16 protein-coding genes and 1 pseudogene are annotated in these 13,510 nt (G+C 58.5%); 6 read left to right on the top strand and 11 right to left on the bottom strand.

The window, feature by feature from the left end:
* The first annotated feature begins 58 nt into the window (after positions 1-58).
* Positions 59-1,402, top strand: a complete 1,344-nt coding sequence (locus O3A94_08985; protein MDA1356390.1) for an aminotransferase class III-fold pyridoxal phosphate-dependent enzyme — start codon at positions 59-61, stop codon at positions 1,400-1,402.
* Positions 1,403-1,447: 45 nt separating this feature from the next.
* Positions 1,448-2,377, top strand: coding sequence for a sulfotransferase (locus tag O3A94_08980; protein MDA1356389.1), 930 nt, complete (start codon positions 1,448-1,450; stop codon positions 2,375-2,377).
* A gap of 136 nt (positions 2,378-2,513) precedes the next feature.
* Here O3A94_08980 and O3A94_08975 read toward each other — a convergent pair whose 3' ends face one another.
* On the bottom strand, positions 2,514-3,149 hold the full coding sequence (locus tag O3A94_08975) for a flavin reductase family protein (protein MDA1356388.1): 636 nt from the start codon (positions 3,147-3,149) through the stop codon (positions 2,514-2,516).
* 162 nt (positions 3,150-3,311) lie between these two features.
* Here O3A94_08975 and O3A94_08970 point away from each other — a divergent pair, with 162 nt between their 5' ends.
* Positions 3,312-4,352 (top strand): NAD-dependent epimerase/dehydratase family protein, encoded by a 1,041-nt coding sequence (locus tag O3A94_08970; protein MDA1356387.1) that lies wholly within the window; start codon positions 3,312-3,314, stop codon positions 4,350-4,352.
* 36 nt (positions 4,353-4,388) lie between these two features.
* On the opposite strand, the gene O3A94_08965 is transcribed toward O3A94_08970, so the two are convergent.
* On the bottom strand, positions 4,389-4,679 hold the full coding sequence (locus O3A94_08965) for a hypothetical protein (GenBank protein ID MDA1356386.1): 291 nt from the start codon (positions 4,677-4,679) through the stop codon (positions 4,389-4,391).
* A gap of 81 nt (positions 4,680-4,760) precedes the next feature.
* Positions 4,761-6,143 carry an FAD-dependent oxidoreductase gene (locus O3A94_08960; protein MDA1356385.1) on the bottom strand — a complete coding sequence of 461 codons (1,383 nt, stop codon included), beginning with the start codon at positions 6,141-6,143 and terminating at the stop codon, positions 4,761-4,763.
* 131 nt (positions 6,144-6,274) lie between these two features.
* On the opposite strand from O3A94_08960, the gene O3A94_08955 reads away from it, so the two are divergent.
* On the top strand, positions 6,275-7,372 hold the full coding sequence (locus tag O3A94_08955) for a ResA-like WAxxUGC motif-containing protein (GenBank protein MDA1356384.1): 1,098 nt from the start codon (positions 6,275-6,277) through the stop codon (positions 7,370-7,372).
* 78 nt (positions 7,373-7,450) lie between these two features.
* Here O3A94_08955 and O3A94_08950 read toward each other — a convergent pair whose 3' ends face one another.
* A complete protein-coding gene (locus O3A94_08950) occupies positions 7,451-7,645 on the bottom strand; it encodes a hypothetical protein (GenBank protein MDA1356383.1) in 195 nt (64 codons plus the stop codon).
* A 23-nt stretch (positions 7,646-7,668) separates the two neighbouring features.
* On the opposite strand from O3A94_08950, the pseudogene O3A94_08945 reads away from it, so the two are divergent.
* A pseudogene (locus O3A94_08945) lies at positions 7,669-7,767 on the top strand (winged helix-turn-helix transcriptional regulator).
* 132 nt (positions 7,768-7,899) lie between these two features.
* Here O3A94_08945 and O3A94_08940 read toward each other — a convergent pair.
* The 6 genes from O3A94_08940 to O3A94_08915 all read right to left on the bottom strand — a co-directional run bounded on the left by O3A94_08940 (position 7,900) and on the right by O3A94_08915 (position 11,940).
* Positions 7,900-8,328 (bottom strand): succinylglutamate desuccinylase/aspartoacylase family protein, encoded by a 429-nt coding sequence (locus tag O3A94_08940; GenBank protein ID MDA1356382.1) that lies wholly within the window; start codon positions 8,326-8,328, stop codon positions 7,900-7,902.
* Positions 8,309-8,881 carry a succinylglutamate desuccinylase/aspartoacylase family protein gene (locus O3A94_08935; GenBank protein MDA1356381.1) on the bottom strand — a complete coding sequence of 191 codons (573 nt, stop codon included), beginning with the start codon at positions 8,879-8,881 and terminating at the stop codon, positions 8,309-8,311. Before O3A94_08935 ends, O3A94_08940 begins: the two co-directional genes overlap by 20 nt.
* Positions 8,874-9,779 (bottom strand): 30S ribosomal protein S6--L-glutamate ligase, encoded by a 906-nt coding sequence (rimK, locus tag O3A94_08930; protein MDA1356380.1) that lies wholly within the window; start codon positions 9,777-9,779, stop codon positions 8,874-8,876. Before rimK ends, O3A94_08935 begins: the two co-directional genes overlap by 8 nt.
* A 43-nt stretch (positions 9,780-9,822) precedes the next feature.
* Positions 9,823-10,263 carry a RimK/LysX family protein gene (locus tag O3A94_08925; protein ID MDA1356379.1) on the bottom strand — a complete coding sequence of 147 codons (441 nt, stop codon included), beginning with the start codon at positions 10,261-10,263 and terminating at the stop codon, positions 9,823-9,825.
* Between the two features lie 14 nt (positions 10,264-10,277).
* The gene (locus tag O3A94_08920) at positions 10,278-10,556 is read right to left on the bottom strand and encodes a hypothetical protein (GenBank protein MDA1356378.1); all 279 of its coding nucleotides are present in this window, start codon (positions 10,554-10,556) and stop codon (positions 10,278-10,280) included.
* A gap of 226 nt (positions 10,557-10,782) precedes the next feature.
* Positions 10,783-11,940, bottom strand: coding sequence for an NADH:flavin oxidoreductase/NADH oxidase (locus O3A94_08915; protein MDA1356377.1), 1,158 nt, complete (start codon positions 11,938-11,940; stop codon positions 10,783-10,785).
* Between the two features lie 155 nt (positions 11,941-12,095).
* On the opposite strand from O3A94_08915, the gene O3A94_08910 reads away from it, so the two are divergent.
* Positions 12,096-12,503 carry a nuclear transport factor 2 family protein gene (locus tag O3A94_08910; GenBank protein ID MDA1356376.1) on the top strand — a complete coding sequence of 136 codons (408 nt, stop codon included), beginning with the start codon at positions 12,096-12,098 and terminating at the stop codon, positions 12,501-12,503.
* Between the two features lie 72 nt (positions 12,504-12,575).
* On the opposite strand, the gene O3A94_08905 is transcribed toward O3A94_08910, so the two are convergent.
* Positions 12,576-13,475 carry an aminotransferase class IV gene (locus tag O3A94_08905; protein MDA1356375.1) on the bottom strand — a complete coding sequence of 300 codons (900 nt, stop codon included), beginning with the start codon at positions 13,473-13,475 and terminating at the stop codon, positions 12,576-12,578.
* Positions 13,476-13,510 lie beyond the last annotated feature (35 nt).

Here is a 13,510-nt window from a genome sequence, read left to right as displayed (position 1 = left end):
GCTTGCGCGCCGGCTGGCGACGCCGCAAGATCGATCCCAGGAACAGGGAGGCTGCAACATGACATTGCCCAATATCGACACGCTGACGCAAAACGCGCTCGATCACTATCTTTTCCCGCTCGCGCGCAAGGACGAAATGCGCACCGACGGCGCCACGATCTTCGTCTCGGCGAAGGGGCTGGAGATTACCGACGCGTCGGGCAAGACCTATCTCGACATGATGAGCACGCAAACCCGCGCTTCCTCGCTCGGCTACGGCCAGGACCGCATCGCTAAGGCGATCTACCATCAGCTTGTCGGCCTGCATTATGGCGGCACCTTCGCCAATGTCGTCGATGTGACGGTGCGTCTCGCGGCCAAGATCGCCGAACTTGCGCCTGGCACCCTCACCGCCAGCGTGTTCGCCGGCTCGGGCTCGGAAGCCAATGAGATGTCGTTCAAGGCGGCCAAGCAATATCATTTGCTCAACGGCGTAAAGCCGCGCGCCCACAAGATCATCGCGCGCTGGAACGCCTATCACGGCGCCACCATGGGCGCCCTCGCCGCAACCGATTATCTCGGCACCCGCCACATCACCGAGCCCGGCGTGCCGGGCTACAGCCATATCCCGGCGCCCAATCTCTACCGCACGCCGTTCGACATGGATGCCTCGGAAGTGAGCGAGTTCTGCGCTGCCTATCTCGAGCAACAGATTCTCCATGAGGGCCCCGATTATGTCGCCGCCTTCATCGCTGAGCCGGTCATGCAAGGTGACGGCGTGCAGGTGCCGCCGGACGATTATTTCGCTCGTGTGCGCGCCATTTGCGACAAATACGACGTGCTGCTGATCGCCGATGAAGTGATCACCGGCTTCGGGCGCACCGGCAAATGGTTCGCCATGGAGCATTGGGGCATCGAGGCCGATATTATGTCGACCGGCAAGGCCATTTCAGCTGGCTATTTCCCGCTCGGCGTCTCCACGGTTTCGGCCAAAGTGCATGATGCGTTGTCGCAATATGTCCATGTCCAGACCTATAACGGCCACCCCGGCGGCTGCGCCGCGGCGCTGGAGACGATCGCGATATTGGAGGAGGGCGATCTGCTCACCAAGGGCAGTGAAAACGGCGCCTATTTCCTCGAGCGCATGCAGCGCCTGCGCGAGCTTCCCATCGTCGGCGATGTGCGCGGCATCGGCACGTGGACCTGTGTCGATTTCACCATGGACAAGAAGACCAAAGCACCGTTCAGGGACGATACGGTAAAGGCCATCGCCAACCGCATGGCCGAGCTTGGCGTGCTCGGCGGCGAGGAGGGCACGGCGATTGAATTCGCCCCAGCTTTCACCGCCACCCGCGACCAGCTCGATCATTGCGTCGATATTACTGAACAGGCGATCCTGGAAATCGCCAAGGGCCTTAGCTAGGCGACCAGGGATCGGCGCTCCGCGGCGAAGCCAGAAATTCAACCCATGACGCGGCCGCGTCACGTTTTCATTGGCGGCTTAATGCGAAGCGGCACCACGCTTTTCGCGCGCGTGTTAGGCCAGCACCCCGATGTGAGCGCCTTCAGCAATACCGGTGTGATCCAGGACGAGGGCCAATTTCTTCAATCTGTATTTCCTGTCAGCAGTCACGCCTATGGCGGGCCGGGCCGCTTTGCCTTTGATGCGGCGGCGCATTTTACCGAAGCTTCGCCGCTGCTGACCAAGGACAACAAAGCTACCCTGAAGCGTGAATGGAACGAGCATTGGGATCTCGACAAGGCGGTTCTTGTCGAAAAAACGCCGATGAATATCTTGAAATCCAGGTTCTTGAACGAAGTATTTCCCGACAGTCATTTCATTTTCCTGATCCGCCATCCGATCGCGGTCTCGATCGCCACGCAGAAATGGTCCGGCACCAGCATCTATGCGCTCATCAATCATTGGCTTGTCGCCCATGAGACTCTGAGAGATGACCTGAAGTTCCTGCCGCGATTCACCATCCTGCCATACGAGATATTTATGGCAGACCCAGAGCCTGTCCTGCGCACCATAGAAAGCGTGTTGGGGTTGCGGAAATCAGCTTATAAATTCCGCTTGGATAAGCACCTAAACGAAAATTATTTCAATATTTGGAACAAACATTTTCGCACCAAGACAGGCCGAAATAATCCCATTGTAAATCAGGGACGAGTCACGGCCCCTCCGGCGGACAGGCCGTTGCCCTCGAAAGGGATGCACTACCTGGTGCGTGTGCCGCAGGGCTCGGGCGGGTTGTTTGCCGGGCCGAGCGAAATGCTATTGACCAACCCCACATTCGAAGCGGAGGACGCGATCGCGCAGTTCGGCGGTCGAGTAAGAAATTTCGGCTACAGCCTCGATGATTTGGCACTTCGTCCGCAGGTGAAAACGAAGTGAGGGCCGGGTGCCGGTCCAGATCGACGTTATTCCCCGACACCCGTCGAAGCTAAGCGTGCCATACGCGCCTATATTGCCGTTCTTCTCAACTTTTCTTCCCTCTGAGGAAGGCGGGCTGTTTGCGGGCAGTTTCGGCTTAATCGGGTCTTAGCATGGTGAAAATATTGTCGGGATTGACGACGGTATAATCGTTGTATCCGAGGCGGGCGATGGGGCGGAGTTTGGCGACATCGATGAGGCCCTCGGGTGTGATCATGTCGTCGCGGATATGGACGCCGACCACTTCGCCGAACACCACGAAATATTGATCCGCCTCATCCCAAACGGGAATCTCCAGGCTGGTGACGTAGCGGCATTCGAGATGAATTGGCGCTTCGGCGACGCGCGGCGGTTTGACCAGGGCTGACGGCTCTGGCGTTAGGCCGGCGAGCGCCATCTCATCGACATCCATGCCGACACTGGCCGAGGTCTTGTTCATTTGCTCGCGCGTATCCCAGGTGGTGAGGTTGCAGACGAACTCCCGGGTGGCTTCGATATTGCGCCTGGAATCCTTGCTCCAATCACCGCCCTCCGACGTGCTCGGGCCGGCGCCGGCCGCGAACATCACCGTTGGCGGGCGGTACGACACGGCATTGAAAAAGCTGTACGGCGCGAGATTGACCACGCCGTTTGCGTCGAGCGACGTGATCCAGCCGATCGGGCGCGGAATCACCAAGCTGTTGAACGGGTTCTTGGGCAGGCCGTGATCGCCTTTTTTTGGTTCGTAAAACATTCTGTTCTCCCACCCCTTAGGTGTCTATTTCCGAGTCCGGACATATGTATAGCCGTATAGCCGTATAGTCCTGTGGCGCAATGTTCAAGATTAGCAAACTTGACGTCGTGTCGGCCACGCACAATATCCTAGGTGTAGGAGACGGCGAGAGGTGACGTGAACATGAGCAACGGCAAGAGCGCGACGCTTGTTGCGGTAACCGGCGCATCGGGCTTTGTTGGCCTGCATTGCGTGCTGGCGCTGCTGCAGGAGGGCTATCGCGTGCGTGGCACGCTGCGCGATCTCGGGCGCGCCCAAAGGTTGCGCCAGGCGCTGGAAAAACATGTCGAGATCGGCGATCGGCTGGAATTTGTGGCCGCTGAGTTGACCCGCGACGCGGGCTGGGCCGAAGCGCTCAAGGATTGCACCTATGTGCTGCATGTCGCGTCGCCAATTCCGCGCGCCGTGCCCAAGAACGAAGATGATTTGATCGTGCCGGCGCGCGACGGCGCGCTCCGCGTCCTCGCCGCGGCCAACGCCGCCGGCGTTAGCCGGGTTGTGCTAACCTCGTCCATTGCCGCCATTATTAATGGCCACAGCCACGCCAAAACCTATCTCTACAGCGAGAAGGATTGGACCAATCTCGATAAGCCACTGCCGCCTTACCCAAAGAGCAAGACCATCGCCGAGCGTGCCGCCTGGGACTATATGGTAAGCCTTGGAGACGACAGCGCGTTGGAACTGGTGGTGATCAATTCCGGCACGGTCTATGGCCCAATTCTCGAGGCCGATTATGGCACCTCCGGCGAGGTGGTGCGCAAACTTATGCGGCGTGACATGCCGGGCGTGCCGAAGCTCGGTTGGGGCTCAGTGGATGTGCGCGATTTGGCCAGCGCCCACGTGAAGGCCATGGTTGTGGCGGCAGCGGCGGGCCAGCGCTTTTGCTGCGTCGCCGAGTCACTCTGGATGACCGATGTCGCCCGCATTTTGAAAAAGAATTTCGCCGCGCGCGGTTACAAAATACCGACCCGCGTCATGCCCAGTTTCCTGGTGCGCCTGGTCTCTCTGTTCGACAAGCCGGTCCGCCTGATTCTCTACGAACTCGACACACTAGCCGAGGTCGACAACAGCCGCATCAAGGAAGTGCTCGACTGGGAGCCGCGCGGCGCCGAGGAAATGGTGACGTCAATGGCCGAGAGCATGATCGAACACAAAGTGGTGTAGCACGCCGGCGCCGAGGACGAGCAGCCGGGCGGCGCGTTACGACGGAAATTGTGTCGGCGGTGAGTCTCCGGAGGTCAAGACGAGCACGACGAACCCGCCCTCAACGTGGATGGACTTCTTCGCCATCTTGGGCATCGGAATTCTTTGCCGCACGCAAAGCAATATCAGGGCCGCGGCGATGTAGGCAGCATTGCAATCGATCGGGTCCTGAAGGGACGCGTGAAGCCGCGCCGAGATTTCGCCTTTCGATGACAGCTCGACTTTGGACGGCATGCCGCCTTTCTGGAACACGTCATTACGCCGGCCATACCTGAAGAGGGCCGTCATCAGTTCCTCATTTGAGAACTTGATGGCTCTCACTTCACTGGGCACTTTTTGGCCTCCGGACGCCTCTTGCCATTGCCGATTCTAGCCCTCCTTGTCGATAATCATTTCAGCGGCGCGCAGGCCGGACATGTATGCGCCATGGGTGGTGCCGGCGAAATCAAAAACAGTGTGCTCGCCGCACAGGAACAAAACGTCTTCAACCGGCTCCGCCAGATCATCATATTGGCTGGGGCGGCAGCCCGGCGTTGGGAAGGCATAGGCGCCAAGGCTTGCCGGATCGACAAACCAGTGGGTGGCAAGCATTTCTGTTGGCTCACCGACCGCGTCGCCCCAAACGTCACGCAGCACCTCAAGCGCATCGGCCTTCATCTCCTCGTCGCTCATCTGGTCGGCCAGCGGCGCGTAGGCGCCGACGCTGAGGCCGAGAATGATGTTTTCCGGGGAGAACGTGCGGTAATTGAGCCAATAGTTCCAGCGCCCCTTGGGCTGCGTCATGACGCCGAAATATTGCGTCTCGATATCCCAGAAGGGTTTTTCGAATTTGAATGCGATCTTGGTGACGCTGCCGAATCCGATTTTATTGATGTTTTTGCGGTAGTCGCTGGGAAGCGGCGGATTGAAAGCGACGGTCCCGGCTTTTAAGACCCCAAGCGGCAGGCTGCAGACGGCATAGTCGCCCGCGAAATCGCCTTGATCGGTGGTGACTGTCACACCGTCCTCGCCATATTGGATAGCCGTCACCTTGGTCGAGAGGCGAATGTCGAGCCCCTCGGCGATGGGCCCGAGGATCTTGTCATAGCCCGTCGTCACCACAACATCGGGCAGATCGAAGGCATCGTCATCATCGTGCAGGACCGCCGATAGATTCTCGATCGGCCCGCCCTTTGAAAATTCAGTAAAGGCCGAGAGCGCCCACACGAGTCCTTCGTCGTTCATCGCATTGGGGACCAGATCTTTGACCGCCTGTAGCAAGCTTCGCGGGTCGTTGAGCTCGAGTTGTTCGTCCACGGCGCTGAGCGCGCCAACCCAAGCCTCATCGATTTCCTCGAGTTCTTCGTCATCCAATTCCTCGCCTTCGTCGTCGAAGACGATCATGGAATCGTTATCCGTGACGATAGTTTGCGCGTTCACCGCGTCGGCCAATTGCTTGGAAGGGTTCTCCTCGCTCGGCCCATGAATCCAGCCGGCGCCGTATTCGAACGGCGCGCCCATGGAATAATCGGTGAAAAGGCGCCCGCCAATATGTGGTTTAACTTCGAGAACCACCACCTCGGCACCCTGCTCGGCGAGGGTTTTTGCGGCGCCGAGGCCGGCGAGGCCAGCGCCGACGACGATCACTTTGGAGCCCGCTAGCGCTTGCGCCCGCGCCCGTCCGATTGAAAATGGCGCCAGCGCCGCCACCGCCGTCGATCCATAAAGCGCCGCCTTGATGAACTGGCGACGATTGAAAAAGGCTTTTTCCATGATTCTTCTCCGGTATTGCTTTGCACTTACAATAGCGCCCCCGACAGGGTTGGCAAACGGCGGAATAGCGTTCCCTTGGCGTCCTGTTCCGGGCTAACATCGTGAGTGATACCGAAATAGGAGGGTGTACGATGACAGTAATATTGTCGCAATTGGGCGAATTTGAGGTGCCCGCCGGACCGCCGGGGGGACTCTGGCTTGAGCCGGAGCAAGCGACCGCGGTAAGCGGTTGGGAATTGCGGCCAGAGGGTCTGTGCCGCGGCGATGTCTGCGTGCCGGTGCCGCCGAGCAAAGCGGAGACGCTGGTTGCCGATGGCAAGATCAACCTTGCCGCGTTATGGGATCATATGGGCATGCCGATTGCTCAAAGTGCCGACGGTGATGTGTGGGCGCTTGGTGAGGGCGCTGAGAACCGCGCCGCCGAGCTGCGATCGCTTGAGGCGCCGGATTTCACGCTGCCGGATTTGGCCGGTGTTCAGCACAGCCTCTCGGACCATCGCGGCAAGAAAGTTTTATTAGCGACTTGGGCGTCCTGGTGAGGCTGTCGTAACGATTTGTCCGTGTGGCAAAAACTTTACGACGAGCTGAAAGACCAGAACTTCACCATTATCGCCATTGCCATGGATAGTGAGGCGGACGCGGCACGACCCTGGATCGAGGCGGCGGCGCCGGGTTATCCGGCCCTGATTGACCGCGATCATCGCGTGGCCGAGCTCTATAATATGGTCAATGTACCGCAAGCGGTTTGGATCGACGAAACCGGAAAAATCGTGCGCCCGGCTGAAAATGCTGGCGCCTATGAAGGCTTCCGGGCAATGGATCTGGAAACTTGGACGATGCCGGATGGTGAACTCGCCACCACCATCAGCGCCCAGGCTACCTATTTTGCGGCGGTGGGAGATTGGGTCCGTTTAGGTGCAGAAAGTGGCCATTTGTTCAATTCCGATCAAGCCAGAGCCCGGACCGCCTTGCCGAGCAAGGAGTCAGCGCAGGCGCATTGCCATTTTCATCTCGGGCAATATCTGCTTCGTCAGGGCCGCGAGACGGAAGCGCGGGAACACCTGGCGGAAGCCTCGCGTCTCCACCCAACCTCGTGGAACATTTGGCGCCAGGCGGCAGAAAAGAACGAAACCGGCCTCGCCGCCAGTGCCAAATTTTGGGATCGTGTGCAGGCCTTGGGCGACGACCATTATTACCCGCCGGTAGAACTTGCGGGCATGCCAAAATAGGGCGCGGGCGGGCGACCACAGGTCATCCCATCGGCGTCCGCTATTGGTCGGGACACGACGTCCCGGCCAATATTGGCCTCAGGCGGGGACGGCCTGTGCGGTTTGCCGGTCAGCCCGCATGCGGCGTAGTTTCCAAATGCAAAGGCCGGGCAGGATAATTGACAACGGCACGGCAAACGTCGGGATCATCACCAGGGGATAGGCTGAAATGAGCGCGTTTGGCGCGTCGTTCGCCAATAGCTGAATGCGCCCGGGCGAGGTCAGGGCGCCCATGCTGAGGGCGATTCTACTCCGAGCATCCGCCGCGCGCTGAATATGTCCTGACGCGAAAAGGCCGCGATCTTGGCCCCGTGGTGTGCGCGATGCGCGAACGGGGAGAAAAATACGAGGATTAATCGATGCCGCCGGACTGTGTGCAGACAGAGGCATCCCCGGCTCAAGTTTGCGACCAATTATTTCACGCCGCAAAGCGACAAAGCGCGTCAGATGGACATATGGCGGTGCTGGCAAGCATCGGCGATTTGCCGTTATTCGTTCTGCTCCCAATCGTCTTGGAATATTTCTACCGCGTCGGCGGCCGCTCCGGGATCTTCGACCAAGGCGATATTGAAAATACCGTCGCCTTGGTTGACGTTGGGCAAATTGTTCCGGCCGATCACGATGCCGTCCGCCGGGCAGACGATAGGAAATTCATTGTCGCCAAACGGGCTTGCGATGAGGCCGAGCTGGCTACCGGCAAAGACCCGAGCGCCGAGCTTTGTCTGAACACGAAAAATGCCGCCTTCTGGTGCTCGCACCCAGGTGCTTCTTCGCGAAATGACAGGCTCCAGCGGCACTTTGTCTCGCGTGCGTTGCCGGACCATGCCCAATCCAGCCATGACGCGGATGATTCCCTTAACCCCCGCGCGGATTGAAACCTCGTCGAAGCGCAAAGCCTCACCGGCTTCGTAGACCAAGAACGGTATGCCGGTTCAACACAACCGGAACGCCGAAATTGATCGCCATGGACCGCACGTCGGGATTCGATAGATCGCCGCGAACCTGCGGAAAATTCGAGCGGTGGATAGCGCCCGTGTGCAGGTCGATGCCATGGCTAGCATGGATAGCGATTTCGCTCATATAGAGATGGGCCAGCCTAGAAGCCAGAGACCCAGCAGGAGAGCCCGGAAAACTTCGGTTGAGATCGCGGCGGTCAGGCAGATAACGCGTATGCGTCAAATATCCATAGACGTTGACGATCGGGACCGCGATCAGGGTCCCCGCTATATTTTTGATTAAAGAGTGGCGCAGCATCCGGCGGATGATTTCGACGCCATTTATTTCATCCCCATGAACCGCGCCGTTCACGACCAACGTCGGGCCTGGCCGCCGTCCGCGTACAACTTGGGCCGTTAGAGTGCTCGGTGTGTGGTCTGACAGGAGGCTTAGCGGAAGATCAATCGTTGCCCGAGTCCCGGGTGCGACCTGCACGCCGCCAAGAACAAGCTTATTGTGGTCCGGTCTAACCATGACCTCTTGTCCTTGTTTTTCCGGGTTTGGCATTTCGTTCTATGAATTGAATGACCTTGCCCGCGACATCGATGCCGGTCGCATTCTCGATACCTTCGAGACCGGGCGAGGAATTAACTTCCATCACCACCGGGCCATGATTTGACCGCAACAAGTCCACGCCGCAAAAATTGAGCCCCATGATAGCCGCCGCAGAAACTGCCGTTTGACGTTCCGCCGGGGAAATTTTGATCGTTTCTGCCGTGCCGCCGCGATGCAAATTGGAGCGAAAGTCACCTTCCTTGCCGCGCCGCCGCATCGCCGCGACGACTTTGTCACCAATCACCAAACAGCGGATGTCTTCGCCCTTCGCTTCCTTGACGAACTCTTGAATAAGAATATTCGTCTTTACCCCGCCAAATGCCTGAATGATGCTGGCGGCGGCGTCATGCGTCTCGCCGAGCACAACACCGATGCCCTGCGTACCTTCGAGCAATTTAATAACCACTGGCGCACCGCCAATAATTTCGAGCAATTCATCGGCATTGCCGGTGCGGTGGGCGAATAGCGTGACGGGCATGCCAACGCCCTTGCGCGCCAGCAGTTGCAGACTGCGGAGTTTGTCCCGCGACCGGGTGATCGCAACAGATTCGTTGACCGGATAAACGCCCATCATCTCGAATTGGCGCAATACGGCGGTGCCAAAAAACGTGACCGACGCGCCAATACGCGGAATAACCGCATCATATTGTGGCAGAATTTTTCCCTGGTAGTGGATTTGTGGGCGATGCGAGGTAACGTTGACGTAGCACCGTAAGTGGTTGACTACCTCAATCTCATGGTCTCGTTGCCTGGCCGCTTCGATAATCCGTTTGTGCGAGTACAGTTCCGCATTGCGGCACATAAGGGCGATTTTCATGATCTTCTCCAAATCTAAAAACTAGTGGTTAGAAAAATAAAAGTTAGTGGTCAGATAAATATGATGAGCCTGGGTCAACAATGTATCGTTTGCGAATCGCTGATCGTCCAATCAGCAAGCGGAATCCCATTTGATCTCTGTTGGACAGGGTAAGTTCGATCGGCCAGATATCGTCGCCGAGGCGCATCGGCGTTCTAATGACATATCGGGTCTCAGCTTCTCCGTTTGAACTCCTGATAGCTCTCTCGCCAACGAGATTGGCGACGCAGCGCAGCTCCGGGCGGCGCCTGTGCTGGATGGGGTGGAGGTAAAACTCCACCTGCTGGCCGGCCCCGCCGAAAATTTTGCGAACGCGAAATGCGTGGATCGCCGAGGTTCGCGCCCCCGTATCGATTTTAGCTTTTATCCGGTCGATGCCGAAATCGGGAAAGCTGACCCATTCCCGCCAGCCAATGCGCGAGTTCTCAGATTTTTTCTTTTTCATGTCGGTAGATTCGGCTATTTGATCGATGATTCGGCCAGGCGGCGATAATTTGTGTACGTCCGCGCGCCGGTCACCACGTAAAAAGATTCCAAGTCGATAAAGACATATCCCAGTTCAAACATTTCCTCGGCGAGCTGCGCGGCGAATTCATCGGATATACGTCGGCGCTGCGCCAAACGGCGAAGAAGTTTGGGCGAGACGCGATAGCGCCCATTGGCTTTGCCGCCAAATGGCTGTTCATAGAATTCAGCCAGTCTGCGCGCCACTTCAGAAGCTAGGGGACGTTCGATCATGGCGCGCTATGTATGATAATAAATTATCTATAGCAATATTATTTTTCATATAGATAAATTTTTCTTACTATTTATCAAACCAATCTGGCACATCGGAGGCGGCACTACCGTCATGGTGCTCTTCTCGGCCGTACACATCGCATCCGAACCCCTGCACAAAATCGCCGAGGAGAAATTCACCTGCGGGGGATGGTTGTTGGAAGGGCCGCCATGTTGGCGATGCCAGTTAACCTGCCGCCGCCCATTGGCTGGTGGTGCCCTTGGTGGCATTGAGGGCGCGGTCGCGATTTCTCAGCCACCAGCCGAACTGTGGGTGCCAGGCGCGGTATTCCAGGTCTACGCCGAGCTCGCGGGCGGCGTGGTGCGGCCAGTTGGGATTGAACAGAATCTCACGGCCGATCGCCGCGATATCTGCGCGCCCGTCCTCGATCAAACTGTTTGCCTCAGCACCCGTTCTGATGAATCCAACCGCCATTGTTTTGATGTCCGCGTCGTGGCGAATGGCTTGGGCAAACGGCACCTGGAAAAGAGGCCCCACCGGAATCTGCTGCCTTTGCGCAGCACCCCCGATTCCGCCGGAGGAACAATCGACGACATCGACACCATGCTGCTTCAATGCGGCGGCGAACGGGATAGTGTGCGCCAGCGACAACCCGCCCTCGGCCCAATCGACGGCCGAGAGACGGTAGAACAGCGGACGCGGCGCCGGCCAGGCGCGGCGCACGCTGTCCACCACTGCCAACGGCAGGCGCATGCGGTTTTCCGCCGAGCCGCCATATTCGTCCGTCCGTCTGTTGCCGAGCGGTGACAAGAATTGATGCAACAGAAAACCGTGCGCGCCGTAAATTTCTAGGACCTCGAAGCCGGCGTCCTTAGCGCGCGCCGCCGCTGCTCCGAACGCCTCTATCACCACCGCGATATCGGATTCCGTCATAACCGTCGGCGTGTGCCAATCGGGGGCAAACGGCTCATCCGTCGGCGCGATGGTCTGCCACGGCGCTTCGCCGCGCAGCGCCACATCCTCGTCGTCAACCCAGTGGTCGCGGTGCCAGGGCCGCCGCTCGCTTCCCTTGCGCCCGGCATGGCCGAGTTGGATCGCCGGCACCGCGCCAAACATGCGTATGGTTTCGGCGACGCGTGCCATAGGTGCGATTTGATCGTCCTGCCACAGGCCGAGGTCGCCAGGGGTCCGCCGGCCCCGCGCTTCGACGCCGACCGCCTCGGTAAATACCAGCCCGGCACCGCCCATCGCGAAACGGCCGAGATGGACAATTTGCCATTCGTCGGCGACGCCATCGGTGGCGGCGTATTGGCTCATGGGAGAGACGGCAATGCGGTTTTTCAACGTCACATCGCCAATGGTGAGGGGTTCGAACAGGCTCAATGCATGCTCCCTTGTGCGGTTTGTTTTTCTGGAAGGTTACCCGGTGCAGCCCTTGCGGCGGGCAGGCTAGCACCGGCGATATTGAGACGCCAACTCGGGCGCCGGTTCCGCGCTACACTCGCCTGCACCGATAATTTACGAGAGGAGAGAACGACATGACGGAGGAAGGCTTCAAAGACAAAATCCTTCAGTTCGTTACGCTGTTGACCAGCGATATGGACGCGGCCGCCGAGATGATGGCCGATGGTTTCGCATGGGAGAATCGGCTGCCCGAAAATGTGCCGTTTGGCGGGCGCTATGAAGGCGCGGAGGGAATGAAACGCTATTTCGATCAGCTCGCGAACAACTGGGAAATCGGTACGCTAGACATTGCCGAAGTCATTGTCAGTGGAGACGGGAAACGCTGTGCGGCAATCGGCGTTGAGGCAAACGGCAAATCGCTGTCGACGGGTAATCGCCGAGACATCGCGTTTGTTTGGATATTTAAGACCGACGACGATGGTCGCTTTACTTACGTAAGAGAATATAACGACACGCACGCAATGTTTCGGGCGTTCGGGTAGCACCGCGCCCTTGGTTTGCCCGTTCCCCCAACCCGCCTTCCCCGCAGAGGAAGACGGGCTTGTCAGGGGAGGTTAGGAATCAAGCAAATCGCTGATCTTGGTGCCGCACCAACCGGCTTCGCGGTTGCGCCAATAGGCGTCGAACAGCTGCGAGGTGACGATGCCAGGTCCGCCGTTGCCTAGCGGCTTGTCGTCGACCCTTGTGATCGGCAGTACGCCGCCGGCTGAAGAAGTGGCGAACGCTTCGTCGGCGCCGCGTAGCTCGTCGGGGTGAACGGTGCGGGTTTCAAACGGGATGCCCTCCATGCCGCATAGCTCGATCACGGATTTCCGCGACATGCCCAAGAGGCAGTTGGCGTCCGGTGTTGCGCACACGCCGTTTTTGACGACCCAGATGTTAAAGCCGGGGCCCTCGGCGAGATTGCCATCGGCGGCAAGCAGCGCGGCATCGTCGCGGCCTGCTTCATAGGCCTGGAATTGCGCCTGAATGAGGTCGCCCCAATGGAAATTTTTGTAGCGTGCATCGACCGACTTGCTCGAGATGCGCTCGATATCGGCCATGTGGATGTTGATCCCGGCTTTGCTCTTTTCCTCGCCCCACAGCCATACATAGGGCACCACATAGCAGGCGAATTGATTTTCACAGAGCCTGGGATCGCGTGAGCCCTCGGCATATTCGCCGCGCGTGACATGCATGTGGATGAAGGCGCCATCCTCGCATTCAGCGCGCGTCGTGCATTCGGCCAGAAGCGCCTTGGTCTCGGCGTCGGAATAGGGGTTTTTTAGCTTAAACCCGGCACAGGACGCGGCGAAGCGCTCAAGATGCTCATCGAGCTTAAAGATGTATCCCTTCCACGAAGTGGTGACGTCATAGACCACATCTGAGTGCAGGAATCCCGTATCGAAAATCGAAATCTTGGCGTCTTCGAGCGTGACGAACTCGCCATTAATATGAACGCAACCGGCAGACATAGTGCCCTCCCTTTGCGAGCCATGCGCGACGCTTC

This window comes from Pseudomonadota bacterium, assembly GCA_027624955.1.
Classification (GTDB): Bacteria; Pseudomonadota; Alphaproteobacteria; order UBA828; family UBA828; genus PTKB01.
This window is presented reverse-complemented; position numbering and strand designations above follow the sequence as displayed.

What these genes read in the sequence shown, in the direction of transcription:
- O3A94_08985 (MDA1356390.1), top strand. Translation starts at nt 59, where the DNA reads ATGACATTGCCCAATATCGACACGCTGACGCAAAACGCGCTCGATCAC.
- O3A94_08980 (MDA1356389.1), top strand. Translation starts at nt 1,448, where the DNA reads ATGACGCGGCCGCGTCACGTTTTCATTGGCGGCTTAATGCGAAGCGGC.
- O3A94_08975 (MDA1356388.1), bottom strand. Translation starts at nt 3,149, where the DNA reads ATGTTTTACGAACCAAAAAAAGGCGATCACGGCCTGCCCAAGAACCCG.
- O3A94_08970 (MDA1356387.1), top strand. Translation starts at nt 3,312, where the DNA reads ATGAGCAACGGCAAGAGCGCGACGCTTGTTGCGGTAACCGGCGCATCG.
- O3A94_08965 (MDA1356386.1), bottom strand. Translation starts at nt 4,679, where the DNA reads ATGACGGCCCTCTTCAGGTATGGCCGGCGTAATGACGTGTTCCAGAAA.
- O3A94_08960 (MDA1356385.1), bottom strand. Translation starts at nt 6,143, where the DNA reads ATGGAAAAAGCCTTTTTCAATCGTCGCCAGTTCATCAAGGCGGCGCTT.
- O3A94_08950 (MDA1356383.1), bottom strand. Translation starts at nt 7,645, where the DNA reads ATGGGCGCCCTGACCTCGCCCGGGCGCATTCAGCTATTGGCGAACGAC.
- O3A94_08935 (MDA1356381.1), bottom strand. Translation starts at nt 8,881, where the DNA reads ATGGTTAGACCGGACCACAATAAGCTTGTTCTTGGCGGCGTGCAGGTC.
- rimK (MDA1356380.1), bottom strand. Translation starts at nt 9,779, where the DNA reads ATGAAAATCGCCCTTATGTGCCGCAATGCGGAACTGTACTCGCACAAA.
- O3A94_08925 (MDA1356379.1), bottom strand. Translation starts at nt 10,263, where the DNA reads ATGAAAAAGAAAAAATCTGAGAACTCGCGCATTGGCTGGCGGGAATGG.
- O3A94_08920 (MDA1356378.1), bottom strand. Translation starts at nt 10,556, where the DNA reads ATGATCGAACGTCCCCTAGCTTCTGAAGTGGCGCGCAGACTGGCTGAA.
- O3A94_08910 (MDA1356376.1), top strand. Translation starts at nt 12,096, where the DNA reads ATGACGGAGGAAGGCTTCAAAGACAAAATCCTTCAGTTCGTTACGCTG.
- O3A94_08905 (MDA1356375.1), bottom strand. Translation starts at nt 13,475, where the DNA reads ATGTCTGCCGGTTGCGTTCATATTAATGGCGAGTTCGTCACGCTCGAA.